A 15,389-nucleotide genomic window follows, 5' to 3' on the forward strand; every position below is an offset into this window, starting at 1 on the left:
TGAACTCGGGCGCGTGTGGAGTTGGCCTCAGTCGCAGTGCGCGGCGAGCCCCTCCTGCGTGCCGCCCGCCTCCCGGGCGGACGCCGCGACCTTCGCCATGGCGCGGCCGAGCGCGAGGAACTCGTCGTGCTCGAGGCCATGAAGATGGAGCAGCCGATCCTCGCGCACCGCGCGGGTACGGTCCGCTCGCTCACGGCGGCACCGGGCGCCGGGGTCACCGCGGGGGCCGCGCTCTGCGAGATCGTCGACTGAGCGCACACCCGGCAGACACGCCCGGCCTCGACCTGACAGACTGACGCCGTGCCGAACCCCATCCTGCCTCCCGCCAACCTGCACCGGCACGACGGCGACGGCTGGATCACGTGCGAGGACCACCGGCACTGGGGCCTGTTCGGCGCCGCGGGCCTGCTGCTGGTGCGCCGGGACGACGGCGGCGCCCCCGCCGACCTCGTGCTGCAGCACCGCGCCCTGTGGTCGCACATGGGCGGCACGTGGGGCATCCCCGGCGGCGCGCTCGCACCGGGCGAGGAGCCGACGGCGGGCGCGCTCCGGGAGGCCGAGGAGGAGGCCGCCATCGACCCGGCCGCCGTGCGCGTCGTGGGCACGCACGTGCTCGAGCACCCGGCCTGGTCGTACACGACGGTCGTGGCCGACGTCGCGCCCGGCGCCCGGGTCGAGCCCCGTGCGGCCGACCCCGAGAGCCTCGAGGTGCGGTGGGTCGGCGTCGACGAGCTCGGCGGCCTCGAGCTCCTGCCCGCCTTCGGCGAGGCGCTGCCCCGGCTGCTCACGCTCCTGGGCTGAGCGCAGCCCCGGCCTGCCACGCCCCGCTGCTATAGGGTCGAACAGTGCATATCCGGATCGCTCCCGAAGAGGTGCTCGGCCTGGCGCGCATCGCCCGGCAGGCCCCTCCCGTCATCAGCTCCGTCGTCGGCGACCGGGACGTGATTCGCGTGGTCGCCGACCTGCGCCGCCTCGAGACGCTGCCCGGCCCGCTCCGGCTGGCGGTCAAGATCGCGCCGATCGTGCGCGCCGACGTGCGCCTCGCCTCCTTCGAGCGCGGCGTCGCGACGCTCGCGGTCGAGGTCAACGCGGCGGGCCTGCCCGCACACCGGCTGCTGAGCCTCGCGGCGGCGCCGATCGAGCAGGAGGTCGCCAAGCAGGGCCTGCCGCCGGGCGTCGTGGACGTGCAGCCCGACGCGCGGATCGCGGTCGACGTCGAGCGCCTGCTCGACGCCAAGGTGCCCGGCCTCACGGTCACGGGCGTCGCCGTCGACGACGGCCAGGTCGTCCTCGACGCGTCGGTCGCCTAGCGGCCCGGCCGGACGCGGACGCCCGGCCGGGAACCGGTCCGGTCAGCCGCTGACCCGCGCGTCGAGCACGCGCGCGCCCTCACCGATCGACCCCGACAGCGACGGGTAGATCGTGAACGCCGACGCCATGTCCTCGACCGTGAGCCGGTGCTGCACGGCGAGCGTGATCGGGAAGATGAGCTCCGACGCCCGAGGCGCCACGACCACGCCGCCCAGGACCACACCGGCCTCGGGGTGGGCGAAGAGCTTCACGAACCCGTCCCGCACGCCCAGCATCTTGGCGCGCGGGTTGCGGGCGAGCGGCAGCGTCGTCGTGATGTAGCGCGAGCCCTGCGCGCGCAGCTTCTCCTCGCTGTACCCGACGGTCGCGATCTCCGGCGCGGTGAAGATGTTCGACGCGACGGTGCGCAGCGCGAGCGGCTGGACGGCGTCGCCCAGGGCGTGCGCGACGGCGATGCGGCCCTGCATGGCCGCGACCGACGCGAGCGGCAGCACGCCCGTGCAGTCACCGGACGCGTAGATGCCGCGCACCGAGGTGCGCGAGACCCTGTCGACGACGACGTGCCCCGACTCGGAGAGCTGCACGCCCGCCTCCTCGAGGCCGATGCCGGACGTCGCGGGCACGCCGCCGACCGCGACCAGCACGTGCGAGCCGTGGACGACGCGGCCGTCGGACAGCGTCACCTCGACGCCGTCGTCGGTACGGACGGCCGACGCGGCCCGCGAGCGCGACAGCACGGTCATGCCGCGCGAGCGGAAGACGCCCTCGAGCAGCTCTGCGGCGTCCTCGTCCTCGCCGGGCAGCACGCGGTCGCGGCTCGAGACGAGCACCACGTCGGCGCCGAGCGCGTTGTACGCGCCCGCGAACTCCGCGCCGGTCACGCCGGACCCCACGACGATCAGCCGCTCGGGCAGCTCGCGCAGGTTGTACATCTGGGTCCAGGTGAGGATGCGCTCGCCGTCGGGCACCGCGGTGGGCAGCGTGCGGGGCGTGGCACCGAGCGCGAGGAGGATCGCGTCGGCCTCGAGCGTCTCGGTCCCGCCGTCAGCCAGCTCGGCGACGACGCGGGACGGCCCGTCGAGCCGGCCCTTGCCCGCGACGATCCGGATGCCCTCGCGCTCCAGGCGGCCCTTGATGTCGGCGCTCTGGGCGCGGGCCAGCGCGAGCACGCGCTTGTTCACGGCCCGCAGGTCCACGAGGTGCTTGCGCTTCTCGGCCGACGACGCGGCCGCCTGCACCGCGGAGCCGCCCAGCCCGGACGAGCCCGGCGCCGCGTACGCGGAGACGACGGGGATGCCGCCCGTCGCGAGCGAGACGGCGACGTCGGACAGCGGGTCCACGACGTCGTCGGGCGCCCGGATGCCGAGCTCGGGCGCGCGGTCGGCGATGGTCATCCACTCGGCGGTGGCGATGAGGGTCTTGGACGGCACGACGTCGGTCAGCACCGCCGCGCCGCCGAGACCCTGCTGCTCCACCACGGTCACCTGGGCGCCGTGGCTGCGGGCCACCAGCGCTGCCTCGTAGCCGCCGGGCCCACCTCCGACGACGACGACATGGGGCGGGACTGCTGCGGGATCGAGGGGGGTCACACGGCCATTCTCGCATCGCCGGCGGGTGGCACGAAGTCGCGCCGCCCGTGGGCGCGTGCCGGGGTGGAACAGGCGTTAACCTCGGACCATGAGCACGGAGCCAGACCTGGACGACCCGACGACCGACCCCTTCGACGTCGCCGCAGCCGCGGCGGAGCACATCGCGGCCAAGACGGGGGTGTCGGGGCACGACATCGCGCTCGTGCTCGGTTCCGGCTGGGGCGGCGCCGCGGAGCTGCTGGGCGACGTCGTCGCCGAGATCCCCACCGCCGAGATCCCCGGCTTCGTCAAGCCGGTCGTGGAGGGGCACCGGTCGACGACCCGCTCCATCCGCATCGAGCGGCCGGACGGCGCCGTCCGGCACGCGCTCGTGCTGGGCTCGCGCACCCACCTCTACGAGGGCCGCGGCATCCGCCGCGTGGCGCACGGCGTGCGCACGGCCGCCGCGGCGGGCTGCGAGACCGTCATCCTGACGAACGGCTGCGGCAGCGTGCACATCGGCTGGCGACCCGGCCAGACCGTCCTCCTCAGGGACCACCTCAACCTCACCGGGCAGACGCCGCTCGAGGGCGCCAAGTTCGCCGACATGACGGACATCTACACCCCGCGCCTGCGCGAGCTCGCCCGGAGCATCGACCCCGACCTGCCCGAGGGCGTGTACGCGCAGTTCCACGGCCCGCAGTACGAGACGCCGGCCGAGGTGAAGATGGCCGCGCTGCTGGGCGCCGACCTGGTCGGCATGTCGACCGCCGTCGAGGCGGTGGCCGCCCGGCACTGCCGCATGGACGTGCTCGGCCTCTCGCTGGCCACGAACCTGGCGGCGGGCATCAGCCCGACGCCGCTCGCGCACGAGGAGGTGCTGGAGGCCGGCCGCACCGCGGGCCCCCGCATCAGCGACCTGCTCGCCAAGATCGTCAAGCAGATCTGATGGCCGAGCACAGCGCCCTCGCCACCTCCTCGCGGGAGGACCTCGTCGCGCGTGCCGAGGCCTGGATGGCCGCCGACGTCGACGAGCGCGACGTCGCGGAGCTGCGCGCCCTCGTCGACGCGACCGCCGACCCGCACGCCGGCGAGGTGGCCCTCGCCGAGCTGCGCGACCGGTTCGCGGGACCCCTCCAGTTCGGGACGGCGGGCCTGCGCGGCGCGATGGCGGCAGGCCCGAACCGGATGAACCGCGCGGTCGTCGTCGCGGCGGCCGCCGGGATCGGCGCGTTCCTCGCGAACGAGCTCACGGGCACCCCGCGCGTCGTGATCGGGTTCGACGCCCGGTACCGCTCGGCCGACTTCGCACGCGACACCGCCGCCGTCCTGGTCGCGGCCGGCGCGGAGGTGCACCTCATGCCGGCCCCCGGCCCGACCCCGGTGCTCGCCTTCGCCGTGCGCCACCTCGACGCCGACGCCGGCGTCATGGTCACCGCGAGCCACAACCCCGCCGCCGACAACGGCTACAAGGTGTACCTCGGCGGCCGGGTCGTCACCGACGCCGGGCAGGGCGCGCAGATCGTGCCGCCCTACGACGCCCTCATCGCCGGCGAGATCGCGCTCGTGCGCTCCGCGAAGGACGTGCCGCGCGCCGAGTCCGGCTGGACGGTGCTCGGCCCCGAGATCACCGACGCCTACCACCAGGCCCTGTCCGGCCTGCACGACGGCGCGGCCGGCACCCGCCTGCGCGTCGTCACGACGTCGCTGCACGGCGTGGGCGGCGCCGCCGTGGCGCGGGCGCTGGCGGAGGCGGGCTTCACCGACGTCGTGCCCGTGGCGGAGCAGGCCGACCCCGACCCCGACTTCCCGACCGTCGCGTTCCCCAACCCGGAGGAGCAGGGCGCGATCGACCTCGCGCTGGCCCTGGCCCAGGACGCGCACGCGGACCTCGTGATCGCCAACGACCCCGACGCGGACCGCTGCGCCGTCGCCGTCCACGACCCGCAGTTCGGCACCCACCAGGGGGCCGAGACCGCCGCGTCGCAGGGCTGGCGCATGCTGCACGGTGACGAGGTCGGCATGCTGCTGGGCTGGGACGCGGCCGAGCACGCCGCGGCCGACGGGCGGGACGGCACGCTGGCCTGCTCGATCGTCTCCTCGCGCGCGCTGGCCGGCATCGCGTCGGCGCACGGCCTGGAGCACGCCACGACGCTCACGGGCTTCAAGTGGATCTCCCGCACCCCCGGCCTGCTCTTCGGGTACGAGGAGGCGCTCGGCTACTGCGTCGACCCGGCGCACGTGCGCGACAAGGACGGGCTCTCGGCCGCTGTCACCGTCGCGCAGCTCGCGCGGCGCCTCGCCGCGCAGGGCCGCACCCTCCTCGACCTGCTCGACGACGTCGCGCGCGCGATCGGGCTGCACGTCACCGGCCAGGTCTCGGCACGGTTCGAGGACCTGTCGCAGATCGCGGCGACCATGGCGGCGCTGCGCAGCACTCCGCCGTCGACGCTCGCCGGCTCGCCCGTCGACTCCGTGCGCGACCTCGCCGAGGGCGTCGACGGCTTGCCGCCGACCGACGGCGTCGTGCTGCTGACGGACGACGACACACGCGTCATCGTGCGCCCGAGCGGTACCGAGCCCAAGGTCAAGGCCTACCTCGAGGTCGTCGCGGTGGTGGACCGCAACGCCTCGGCGGCCGACCTGGCGGCCGCGCGCGTGGCCGCGCGGGAGCGGCTGGCCCGCGTCGCGGACGACGTGCGGGCGGCACTGGGCCTCTGATCCGACCGTGGATCCGACCGCGACGGGCGGGGGCTGCCGAGGCGGCTCCCGCCCGTCGACCGTCTACCGCACGACCGGCGGGAGCTGGTCGAGACCGTCCGGCGCGTCCTCGAGGTACTCGGGCAGCCGGTCCTCGGCCACGGCACCCATGAGCTCGGCGAGCCGCGGTTCGTCCAGCACCACGATCGACTGGCCGTCGGCGCTCCGGTCGGTGCCCGCGTAGGGCGCGGTGAGGAACGCGATGTCGGCGGGCGACAGCTCGCGGGAACTGACCACGAGGTCGAGCATCTTGTCGAACCCGAAGCCCTCGTCGACGGCCAGGGAGCTCAGGGCGGTGTCGAGGAACCGCGTGGCCGTGCCGACGTCGCGCACCTCCCGCGTGGCCTTGCCCGCGATGGCCCGCAGCCAGGCCTGCTGCCGCTGCACGCGGCCGAAGTCACCGTTAGGCAGCGAGTAGCGCTCGCGCGTGAACTCCAGCGCCTCCTCGCCGGTCATGGTCCGCAGCTCGGAGCCGCCGCCCTCGCGCGGCACCTCGATCTCGACGCCGCCGAGGGTGTCGGTGAGGGTGGTGAAGGACTCGAAGTCGGCCACGGCGAAGTGGTCGATGCGCACGCCGGTGAGATTCTCGACCGTCTCGATCATGAGCGCGGGCCCACCGTAGGAGAACGCGGCGTTGATCTTGGCCTTCCCGTAGCCGGGCACGTCGACCCAGGAGTCGCGCGGGATGGAGACGGCGGCGGCCGATCTCCGGTCCGCCGAGACGTGCAGCAGGATGATCGCGTCGGTGCGCTGCGCGCCGAACTCCCACTGCGACGGGTCGCCCGCCGAGATCCGGCTGTCGGAGCCCAGCGCGAGGATGTTCAGGGGCGCCGCCTCCCCCTGCGCCGCCGCGGGCGCCGGGTCGGGGCGGTCCGCCTCGTCGAGCGCGGCGAACGGGTCCTCGATGCGCTCGATCTTGTCGTCGAGCGACGACGTGTAGCCGGTCCAGGCCAGTGCCCCACCGCCGACGACGAGCACGAGGGCACCCGCGACGACGGCCAGGGCGACGCGGCCGCGCCGCCGTCGTCCGCCGTGCGGCGGGCGGGCGTGGCGCGTGGCTGGTCCCGGCTCAGGACCCGGCTCCGTCGAGGTGCGCGGGTCGTCGACAACCTGGGGTGCATGCATACACCTGTACCTACAGGTCCGGGCACCCTGGACGCATCACCCCGAAGGGGACATCACCCTCAATTCACCCGGTCTGGGGGAGGGGCCGGGCCGTGCTGCGGTGGCAGGATCCGGCACATGCGCGGAATCATCCTGGCCGGCGGATCGGGCACCCGGCTGCACCCCATCACCCTCGGGCTCAGCAAGCAGCTCGTGCCCGTCTACGACAAGCCGATGATCTACTACCCGCTGTCCACGCTGCTCCTGGCCGGCATCCGCGACGTCCTCGTCATCACCACCCCGCAGGACACCGACCAGTTCCAGCGGCTGCTGGGCGACGGCTCGCAGTTCGGCATCGCCATCAGCTACACCACGCAGCCCTCCCCGGACGGGCTCGCCCAGGCGTTCGTGCTGGGCGAGGAGTTCATCGGGAACGACACCGTGGCGCTCGTGCTCGGTGACAACATCTTCTACGGCCCGGGCCTGGGCACCCAGCTCACCCGGTTCGCGGACCTCGACGGCGGTGCCGTCTTCGCGTACCGCGTCGCCGACCCGACGGCGTACGGCGTGGTCGAGTTCGACGAGCAGGGCAGGGCGCTCTCGCTGGAGGAGAAGCCGGCCCGCCCCCGGTCCCGGTACGCCGTGCCCGGCCTGTACTTCTACGACAACGACGTGGTCGGCATCGCGAAGGACCTGCGGCCGTCGGCCCGCGGCGAGTACGAGATCACCGACGTCAACGCCGAGTACCTGCGCCAGGGCCGGCTCCAGGTCGAGGTGCTGCCCCGCGGCACGGCGTGGCTGGACACCGGCACGTTCGACTCGCTGCTCGCGGCCTCCGACTACGTGCGCACCATCGAGCGCAGGCAGGGCCTCAAGATCGGCGCGCCCGAGGAGGTCGCCTGGCGGCGCGGCTTCCTGTCCGACGACGAGCTGCGCGCCCGGGCGGAGAAGCTCACCAAGTCGGGGTACGGGAGCTATCTGCTGAGCCTGCTGGAGGACTGAGCCCGGGGCTCAGCCCAGCACGACCGGCGCCGCCGCGCGCCAGCGCTCGGCCCAGTCGCCGATCGGCTCCACGCCGACCGCCCGGAGCCTGTCGTGCCCCAGCACGGAGTACGCCGGGCGCGGGGCCGGGAGACGGTAGGCGGCGCTCGTCGTCGGGTCGACCGGCGTCTCCAGGCCCGCCGCGGTGACCACCTCGCGGGCGAACCCGTGCCACGTCACGGCGCCCTCCGACGTGCCGTGGTAGACGCCGCCCGGGACCCGCGCGGCGACCAGGCGGACGATCAGGTCGGCCAGGTCCGCGGTCCACGTCGGCTGCCCGGTCTGGTCGTCGACCACGCTCAGCCGGTCCCGCTCGGCGGCGGCCCGGGCGATCGTCCGCGGGAAGCACCGGCCGCCGGCCCCGTACAGCCACGCGGTGCGCACGACCAGCGTCTCCGGTGCCTCCGCGCGCACGGCCCACTCCCCCGCGACCTTCGTGCGGCCGTACGCCGAGCGCGGCGCGACCGGCGCGTCCTCCGCGTAGGGCCGCGTGGCCGCGCCGTCGAACACGTAGTCCGTCGAGACGTGCACGAGGCGCGCGCCCGCGGCGGCCGCGGCCCGGGCGAGGTGCGCCGCACCGGTCGCGTTCACCGCGAACGCCTCCGCCTCCCGCGCCTCGGCGTCGTCCACCGCCGTCCACGCGGCGCAGTTCACGACGACGTCGTGCCCGTCGACCGCCGCGCGGACCGCCGCGGCGTCGGTGACGTCGAGCGTGTCGCGCCCGGTGCCCGAGACCCGGTGCCCGGCGGCGCCGGCCGCCGCCACCACGTCCTGCCCGAGCATGCCCGCTGCCCCCACCACGAGCCAGCTCTCACCCGTCACCGCTGCTCCTCCAGTCACCCTAGGATCTTAGGGCCACCCCAGGTTTCCCCAGACCCCCGGCAAGGAGCACCATGACGTACCGCGAGCTGGCCGTGCCCGGCGCGTTCGAGATCACCCCGCAGCAGCACGGCGACCCGCGCGGCCTGTTCCTCGAGGCGTTCCAGGCGGGTCCGTTCGCCGACGCCGTCGGGCACTCGTTCGACCTCCGGCAGGCCAACTGCTCGGTGTCCGCCGCGGGCGTGCTGCGCGGCATCCACTTCGCCGACGTGCCGCCGAGCCAGGCCAAGTACGTCATGTGCGTGCGCGGCGCGGTGCTCGACGTCGTCGTGGACCTGCGGGTCGGCTCGCCCACCTTCGGCGTGTGGGACGCCGTGCTGCTCGACGACGTCGACCGGCGCGCGGTCTACGTCGCCGAAGGGCTGGGGCACGCCTTCATGTCGCTCGAGGACGGCTCGACCGTGCTGTACCTCTGCTCGGCCGGCTACGCGCCGGGCCGCGAGCACGGCGTGCACCCGCTGGACGAGGAGCTCGGCATCGAGTGGCCCGACACGGCGCGCGACGGCACCCCGCTCACCCCGCTCCTCTCCGAGAAAGACGCCGCGGCGCCCACCCTGGCGGAGGCGAGGGAGCAGGGTCTCCTCCCCACCCACGAGGCGGTAAGGACCTACCTGTCCACCCTGCCGAACCGCTGAGGGCTACTGGCTCGTGCGGGCGTAGCGGGCCTCCGTGGCGGCCTTCGCCGGGCGCCACCAGGACTCGTGGTCCCGGTACCAGGCCACCGTCGCCCGCAGCCCCTCGCGGAAGTCCGTGAACCGCGGCGTCCAGCCGAGCTCGGTGCGCAGGCGGCTCGCGTCGATCGCGTACCGCAGGTCGTGCCCCGGGCGATCGGCCACGTGGTCGAAGTCGTCCCGGTCGCGTCCGAAGATCTCCAGGAGCGTGCGGACCACCTCGAGGTTGCTGGCCTCGCCGTCGGCCCCGATGAGGTACGTCTCCCCCACCCGGCCCCGCTCGATGATGCGCCACACGGCGCTGTTGTGGTCCTCGACGTGGATCCAGTCGCGGACGTTGAGGCCCGCGCCGTACAGCCGCGGACGCACGCCGTCGATGAGGTTGGTGACCTGCCGCGGGATGAACTTCTCGACGTGCTGGTACGGCCCGTAGTTGTTCGAGCAGTTCGAGATCGTGGCGCGCACGCCGAACGAGCGCACCCACGCCCGCACCAGCAGGTCGGAGCCTGCCTTCGTCGACGAGTAGGGCGACGACGGGTTGTACGGCGTGCTCGGCGTGAACCGCTCGGCGCCCTCCAGCGGCAGGTCGCCGTACACCTCGTCGGTCGAGATGTGGTGGAACCGCACGTCGTGCCGGCGCACGGCCTCCAGCAGCGTGAACGTGCCCACCAGGTTGGTCTGCACGAACGGCGTCGGATCGGCGAGCGAGTTGTCGTTGTGCGACTCGGCCGCGAAGTGCACGACGAGGTCGGACTCCGCCACGAGCCGGTCGACGAGCGGCACGTCCGTGATCGACCCCTCGACGAGCCGCACCCGGTCGCCGGCGCCGTCGAGCGACGTCCGGTCGCCCGCGTACGTCAGCGCGTCGAGCACGGTGACCTCGTCGGACGGGCGCTCGCGCACCGTCTGGTGGACGAAGTTCGCACCGATGAAACCGGCCCCGCCGGTGACCAGGATCCGCATCGTCAGTCCCGCCCGTACACGTCGCGCGTGTAGACCTTGTCCGCCACGTCGTCGAGCGCCTCGGTGCGCCGGTTGGCGATGATGACGTCGGAGCGCCGCTTGAGCTCGTCGAGGTCGCGCACCACCTCGGAGTGGAAGAACTCGTCCTCCTCGAGCGTGGGCTCGTACACGATCACCTCGACGCCCTTAGCCTTGATGCGCTTCATGATGCCCTGGATGCTCGAGGCCCGGAAGTTGTCCGACCCGGACTTCATCACCAGCCGGTACACCCCCACCGTGCGGGGCTCGCGCCGCAGGATGTCGGCGGCCACGAAGTCCTTGCGGGTCGTGTTGGCCTCGACGACGGCATGGATGAGGTTCTGCGGCACGTCGGCGTAGTTGGCCAGGAGCTGCTTGGTGTCCTTCGGCAGGCAGTACCCGCCGTAGCCGAACGACGGGTTGTTGTAGTGCGACCCGATCCGGGGGTCGAGGCCGACGCCCTCGATGATCTGCGCGGTGTCCAGCCCGCGCGTCAGGGCGTACGTGTCGAGCTCGTTGAAGTACGCGACGCGCAGCGCGAGGTAGGTGTTGGCGAACAGCTTGATCGCCTCGGCCTCCGTGGGGTCGGTGAGCAGCACCGGCACGTCCTTGGTCACGGCGCCCTCGAGCAGGAGGTCGGCGAACCGCTTGCCCCGGTCGGTCCGGTCGCCGACCACGATCCGCGACGGGTGCAGGTTGTCGTGCAGCGCCCTGCCCTCGCGGAGGAACTCCGGGGAGAACACCACCGCGGCGTTCTCGTGCTGCTCCCGCATCCGCTCGGTGAAGCCGACGGGGACGGTCGACTTGATGACGATCGTCGCCTCGGGGGCCCGCGCCAGGACCTCGTCGATCACCGACTCGACCGACGACGTGTCGAAGAAGTTGGTCACCTCGTCGTAGTTGGTCGGCGTGGCCACGACCACCAGCTCCGCGCCGACGTACGCCGCGTCCTTGTCGAGCGTCGCGGTCAGGTCCAGCGTGCGCTCGCGGAGGTACTCCTCCAGCTCGGGGTCGGCGATCGGCGACCGGCCCGCGTTGACCAGGTCGACCTTGGCCGGGTCGATGTCCAGCGCCCACACCTCGTGGTTCTGCGCGAGGAGCACGGCGTTGGAGAGGCCGACATACCCCGTGCCGGCGACAGCGATCTTCACGACGGGACTCCTGACGCGCATGGCCGTTCCAGGCCTTCGGATGACGGAGCCCATCGTAGAGCGCTCGTGCCCGCGCACCGCGCGTAGGCTGAGGTCACCATGTCGCAGATCACCTCAGAGATCACCCAGGCAGCATCGACCGACAGGCCCCGGAAGGGCACCCGCACCACGGCCACCGTGACGGCGGTCCGGCAGCTCGCACCGCACATGATCCGGGTGACGATCGGCGGCGAGGCCCTCGCCCGCGTCGATCCCACGCCCTTCACCGACCGCTACGTCAAGCTGGTCATGGCCGAGCCGGCCGAGCCCGGCGGCCGCCCGGTGACGCGCACCTACACGATCCGCCGCGTCGCCCCGTCCGGCTGGGACCTCGACGTCGTGACGCACGGCGACGTCGGGTACGGCGGGCCGTGGGCGCAGCGGGTCCGGCCCGGTGACGAGGTGTCGTTCCTCGGCCCCGGCGGCGACTACGCGCCCTCGCCCGACGCCCCGTGGCACCTGCTGGCCGGCGACGAGTCGGCGCTGCCCGCCGTCGCCGCCGCGTGCGAGGCCCTGCCCGGCGACGCCGTCGCGCACGTCTTCCTCGAGGTCGGCGACGCCGCCGACGAGCAGGAGCTGACCGGGGCGGCCGAGCTGCACGTGACCTGGGTGCACCGGGCGGCGGGCGAACGGCTCGCCGACGTCGTACAGGCCGCGCGGCTGCCCGAGGGGGTGCCGCACACGTTCCTGCACGGCGAGGCGGGCTGCGTGCGCGACCTGCGGCGCTGGGCCCGGGCCACGCTGGGCGTGCCGCGCGAGCTGCTGTCCGCGTCGGGCTACTGGCGCCGCGGCCGCGACGACGAGCACTGGCGGGCCGAGAAGTCCGCGTGGAAGGCCGCCGTCGAGCAGGACGACCTGGCGCTCAGCGCCCACTGACACCGCGCTCAGCGCCCGCTGACTCCCTCGGCGGCGCCGTCCAGGCTGTCCAGCGCCGCGAACCAGCGCCGCGCCGTCGCGCCGTCGTAGGGCGGCGTGCCGGCGCGGACGGCGGCGAGCAGGGCGTCGGCGTCCGCGCGCACCTGCGCGACGACGGACGCCGGGTACCCGTACCGCGCGCTGTGCTCGGCGAACTCGTCCTCGTCGTCGATGTACGTCTCGCCCCGCCGCCGGGCTCGCGCGCTGCCCGGCACCTCGGCCAGCACGTCGAGGTCCAGGTCGATCGCGGACACCTCGTACGCCGGGCCGTCGCCGCCGGGAACCGCCCGCCACTCGGGGACGCTGGCGAGGTCGATGTAGAGGCGGGTGCCGCGGGGGTGGTCGCGGTACAGGTCGGCGACCCAGCCGCCGTCGCCGAAGACCATGGCCCCGGAGAAGTCGGTGCGGAACCGGCGGCCGGGCCGGCTGAACAGGGTGCCCTCGCGGTAGCCGACCCACGCCCCGTGCGCGTCCCGCCCCAGGTAGACGCCGTCCCAGCGCCAGTGCGGCGTGCCGTCCCACTTGCGCATCCGGCATCCGACGGTCGTCCCGGGCACGGTGGGCGGTGTCGACATGCCCGGCACCCTACCTCCCCGGGACACGACCGGGTGCGGGATCTTCACCCTCCCGGCGCCCGGAGAAGGGCGGAGATCCCGCACGCGGCGCAGCCGTCAGTAGGTGTCGCTCGCGGAGGGTTCCGGCGTGCGGCCGTCGAAGCCCGCGAGCACCGCCTCGGTGCCCGACAGGCCGAGCCGGGTCGCGCCCGCCTCGATCATCGCGAGCGCCGTGTCGAGGTCGCGGATGCCGCCGGAGGCCTTGACGCCGAGCGTGCCGCCCGCCGGGGCGCCGACGGTGCGCGCCATGAGCGAGACGGCGTGCACGGACGCTCCGCCTGCGGGGTGGAAGCCGGTCGAGGTCTTCACGAAGTCGGCGCCGGCGGCCTCTGCCGCCTTGCACGCGCCGACGATCTGCTCGTCGGTGAGCGCCGCCGACTCGATGATGACCTTGAGCACGCGGTCGGACGGCACGGCGGCGCGCACGGTCGCGATGTCGGACTGCACGACGTCGAACCGGCCGGCCCGCGCGGTGCCGACGTCGATGACCATGTCGACCTCGTCGGCGTCGTCGGCGACGGAGCGGGCGGCCTCGAACGCCTTGACGTCGCTCATGTGCTTGCCCGAGGGGAACCCGCACACGGTCGCGACGGCGAGGCGCCCGGCAGCGACCTCGACGGCCAGCGAGACGAAGGACGGGGACACGCACACGGAGAACACACCGAGCCGCGCGCCCTCCTCGACGAGGGCCGCGACGTCGGCCGCCGTCGCCTCGGGCGTGAGCAGCGTGTGGTCGACGTAGGCGGCGAGCGCCGCCTTGTCCTGCGGCAGGGCGACCGGCCGGGTCGCGTCGGGCTGGGCAGTCATACGAGGGCACCTTCGACTTTCTGGAATCCGGGCAGGATGACCTGCTCCACGAGGTCACGCCGCTCGTCGTGGTGCATGAAGGCACCCCAGGCGGCGGTGACGGTGACGTCGACGAGGTCGTCGAGCGTCCAGCCCGCGCCGTCGACGAGACGCTGCATCTCGTGCGTCATCGACGTGCGGGACATGAGGCGGTTGTCCGTGTTGAGCGTGACGGCGAAGTCCAGCTCCTTGAGCCGGGTGATCGGGTGCGTCGCGACCGAGTCGGCGACGCCCGTCTGCAGGTTGGAGGTGGGGCACAGCTCGAGCGGGATCTGGTGGTCGCGCACCCAGTGCGCGAGGCGGCCCAGGTCCGCGGTGCCGTCGTCCGCCACGAACGCGATGTCGTCGATGATGCGTGCGCCGTGGCCGAGCCGGTCGGCCTGGCCGAGGTGGACGGCCTGCCCGATCGAGTCGAGGCCCGCCGCCTCGCCCGCGTGGATCGTCACCGGCACGTCGTGCTCGGCGAGGTAGCGCCAGACCGGCAGGTGCCGCGACGGCAGGAAGCCGTCCTCCGGGCCTGCGATGTCGAACCCGACCACGCCGGCGTCCCGGTAGGTCACGGCGAGCTGGGCGACCTCCTGCCAGCGGTCGGCCTGCCGCATCGCGCCGAGCAGCTGCCCGACCCGGATGAAGCGCCCCTGCGCGGCGGCCGCCGCGATGCCGTCGTCGATCCCGGCCTGCACGGCCTCGACCGCCTCCGCCAGGGCGAGTCCGCCCGCGAGGTGCTGCTCGGGCGCCCAGCGCTGCTCGGCGTACACGACGCCGTCGGCGGCGAGGTCGAGCACGGCCTCGCGGGCGACGCGCGCCAGGTTGTCCGCCGTCTGCATGACGGCGGTGGTGTGCGCGAACGTCTCGAGGTAGCGGACGAGCGAGCCGGAGTCGGCCGCGTCGCGGAACCACTCGGCGAGGGAGTCGGCGTCGGACGCGGGCAGCGGGTGGGCTGCTGCGTCGGCGAGCTCGAGGACGGTCTGCGGTCGCAGACCGCCGTCGAGGTGGTCGTGCAGGAGCACCTTGGGCAGGGCGCGGATCTGCGCCTCGCCGGGGCGGCCCCCGGGGTCGTGCGTGGTCATGCTGACAACCTACCGTCCGCCGCCGACACGCCCCGTCAGCCGGGGAGCGGCTCGTCCTCGTCCGGGTCGTCGGGGACGTCGAGCGCCTGCTCGACGACGTCCGCCTCGTCCGCGTCCCCGTCCGCGTCGGGGCGCGGGGCGCCGGGGACGTACTCGTCGGGCTCGTGCGTGGGGTCGACCTCGGCCTCCTCGGGCGGGACGAGGCCTGCGTCGTGCCAGGAGTCGGGACCTGGGAGCGTGCTCATGCGAACCTCCTCGTCAGTCTGTCTCCGTGGTCGGTCACCCCATCGTCGCCCGGCCCGCGCCCGCACGCCACTGGCCGGGCCGCTCGGGCAGCAGCGCCCAGACCAGGTGCGGCCAGCCGCCGAACGCCGCGGTGAGCGCCTTGCGCACGCGCGCGGCCGTGCGGTCGACCGCCGGAGCGGTGGCGGGCAGGGCC

Annotated in this window: 16 protein-coding genes and 1 pseudogene; 8 read left to right on the top strand and 9 right to left on the bottom strand. The window is 74.1% G+C overall.

The genetic code is table 11. The features are described from left to right. Nucleotides 1–105 precede the first annotated feature (105 nt). The 3 genes and pseudogenes from HLB15_RS17610 to HLB15_RS17620 all read left to right on the top strand — a co-directional run. Nucleotides 106–252: pseudogene (locus HLB15_RS17610) on the top strand (acyl-CoA carboxylase biotin carboxyl carrier protein subunit); the annotation flags it as partial. Between the two features lie 48 nt (nt 253–300). Further along, nucleotides 301–801 carry an NUDIX domain-containing protein gene (locus tag HLB15_RS17615; protein ID WP_229785329.1) on the top strand — a complete coding sequence of 167 codons (501 nt, stop codon included), beginning with the start codon at nt 301–303 and terminating at the stop codon, nt 799–801. A gap of 44 nt (nt 802–845) precedes the next feature. Further along, nucleotides 846–1,310, top strand: coding sequence for a hypothetical protein (locus tag HLB15_RS17620; RefSeq protein ID WP_229785327.1), 465 nt, complete (start codon nt 846–848; stop codon nt 1,308–1,310). A gap of 42 nt (nt 1,311–1,352) precedes the next feature. On the opposite strand, the gene HLB15_RS17625 is transcribed toward HLB15_RS17620, so the two are convergent. Beyond that, nucleotides 1,353–2,900, bottom strand: a complete 1,548-nt coding sequence (locus HLB15_RS17625) for an NAD(P)H-quinone dehydrogenase (RefSeq protein ID WP_171107055.1) — start codon at nt 2,898–2,900, stop codon at nt 1,353–1,355. Nucleotides 2,901–2,988: 88 nt separating this feature from the next. Here HLB15_RS17625 and HLB15_RS17630 point away from each other — a divergent pair, with 88 nt between their 5' ends. Beyond that, nucleotides 2,989–3,828 carry a purine-nucleoside phosphorylase gene (locus HLB15_RS17630; RefSeq protein WP_171107056.1) on the top strand — a complete coding sequence of 280 codons (840 nt, stop codon included), beginning with the start codon at nt 2,989–2,991 and terminating at the stop codon, nt 3,826–3,828. After that, the gene (locus HLB15_RS17635; RefSeq protein WP_229785326.1) at nt 3,828–5,600 is read left to right on the top strand and encodes a phospho-sugar mutase; all 1,773 of its coding nucleotides are present in this window, start codon (nt 3,828–3,830) and stop codon (nt 5,598–5,600) included. Before HLB15_RS17630 ends, HLB15_RS17635 begins: the two co-directional genes overlap by 1 nt. A 63-nt stretch (nt 5,601–5,663) precedes the next feature. Here the strand turns inward: HLB15_RS17635 and HLB15_RS17640 are convergent, their stop codons facing one another. Then, entirely contained in the window at nt 5,664–6,764 is a 1,101-nt protein-coding gene (locus HLB15_RS17640) for an LCP family protein (RefSeq protein ID WP_171107057.1), read from the bottom strand. 117 nt (nt 6,765–6,881) lie between these two features. Here HLB15_RS17640 and rfbA point away from each other — a divergent pair, with 117 nt between their 5' ends. Further along, nucleotides 6,882–7,745 carry a glucose-1-phosphate thymidylyltransferase RfbA gene (rfbA, locus tag HLB15_RS17645; RefSeq protein ID WP_171107058.1) on the top strand — a complete coding sequence of 288 codons (864 nt, stop codon included), beginning with the start codon at nt 6,882–6,884 and terminating at the stop codon, nt 7,743–7,745. A gap of 9 nt (nt 7,746–7,754) precedes the next feature. On the opposite strand, the gene rfbD is transcribed toward rfbA, so the two are convergent. Continuing rightward, on the bottom strand, nt 7,755–8,624 hold the full coding sequence (rfbD, locus tag HLB15_RS17650) for a dTDP-4-dehydrorhamnose reductase (RefSeq protein WP_171107059.1): 870 nt from the start codon (nt 8,622–8,624) through the stop codon (nt 7,755–7,757). Between the two features lie 53 nt (nt 8,625–8,677). On the opposite strand from rfbD, the gene HLB15_RS17655 reads away from it, so the two are divergent. Further along, the gene (locus tag HLB15_RS17655; protein WP_171107060.1) at nt 8,678–9,298 is read left to right on the top strand and encodes a dTDP-4-dehydrorhamnose 3,5-epimerase family protein; all 621 of its coding nucleotides are present in this window, start codon (nt 8,678–8,680) and stop codon (nt 9,296–9,298) included. A gap of 3 nt (nt 9,299–9,301) precedes the next feature. Here the strand turns inward: HLB15_RS17655 and rfbB are convergent, their stop codons facing one another. Together rfbB and HLB15_RS17665 are read right to left on the bottom strand one after the other, a co-directional pair. Then, nucleotides 9,302–10,297: a dTDP-glucose 4,6-dehydratase gene (rfbB, locus tag HLB15_RS17660; RefSeq protein WP_171107061.1), complete on the bottom strand. Its 996-nt coding sequence runs from the start codon at nt 10,295–10,297 to the stop codon at nt 9,302–9,304. Nucleotides 10,298–10,299: 2 nt separating this feature from the next. Then, nucleotides 10,300–11,466: a nucleotide sugar dehydrogenase gene (locus HLB15_RS17665; RefSeq protein ID WP_171107062.1), complete on the bottom strand. Its 1,167-nt coding sequence runs from the start codon at nt 11,464–11,466 to the stop codon at nt 10,300–10,302. Between the two features lie 99 nt (nt 11,467–11,565). Here HLB15_RS17665 and HLB15_RS17670 point away from each other — a divergent pair, with 99 nt between their 5' ends. After that, nucleotides 11,566–12,381, top strand: coding sequence for a siderophore-interacting protein (locus HLB15_RS17670; RefSeq protein ID WP_171107063.1), 816 nt, complete (start codon nt 11,566–11,568; stop codon nt 12,379–12,381). Between the two features lie 8 nt (nt 12,382–12,389). Here the strand turns inward: HLB15_RS17670 and HLB15_RS17675 are convergent, their stop codons facing one another. From HLB15_RS17675 to HLB15_RS17690, 4 genes are all read right to left on the bottom strand, one after another. Beyond that, nucleotides 12,390–12,995, bottom strand: a complete 606-nt coding sequence (locus HLB15_RS17675) for a ribonuclease FAU-1 family protein (RefSeq protein ID WP_171107064.1) — start codon at nt 12,993–12,995, stop codon at nt 12,390–12,392. A 96-nt stretch (nt 12,996–13,091) separates the two neighbouring features. Further along, nucleotides 13,092–13,841 carry a deoxyribose-phosphate aldolase gene (gene deoC, locus HLB15_RS17680; protein WP_171107065.1) on the bottom strand — a complete coding sequence of 250 codons (750 nt, stop codon included), beginning with the start codon at nt 13,839–13,841 and terminating at the stop codon, nt 13,092–13,094. Beyond that, a complete protein-coding gene (locus tag HLB15_RS17685; RefSeq protein WP_171107066.1) occupies nt 13,838–14,950 on the bottom strand; it encodes an adenosine deaminase in 1,113 nt (370 codons plus the stop codon). Before HLB15_RS17685 ends, deoC begins: the two co-directional genes overlap by 4 nt. Before the next feature lie 35 nt (nt 14,951–14,985). Next, entirely contained in the window at nt 14,986–15,195 is a 210-nt protein-coding gene (locus HLB15_RS17690) for a hypothetical protein (RefSeq protein WP_171107067.1), read from the bottom strand. Nucleotides 15,196–15,389: the final 194 nt, after the last annotated feature.

This window comes from Promicromonospora citrea (assembly GCF_013004695.1).
GTDB lineage: Bacteria > Actinomycetota > Actinomycetes > Actinomycetales > Cellulomonadaceae > Promicromonospora > Promicromonospora citrea.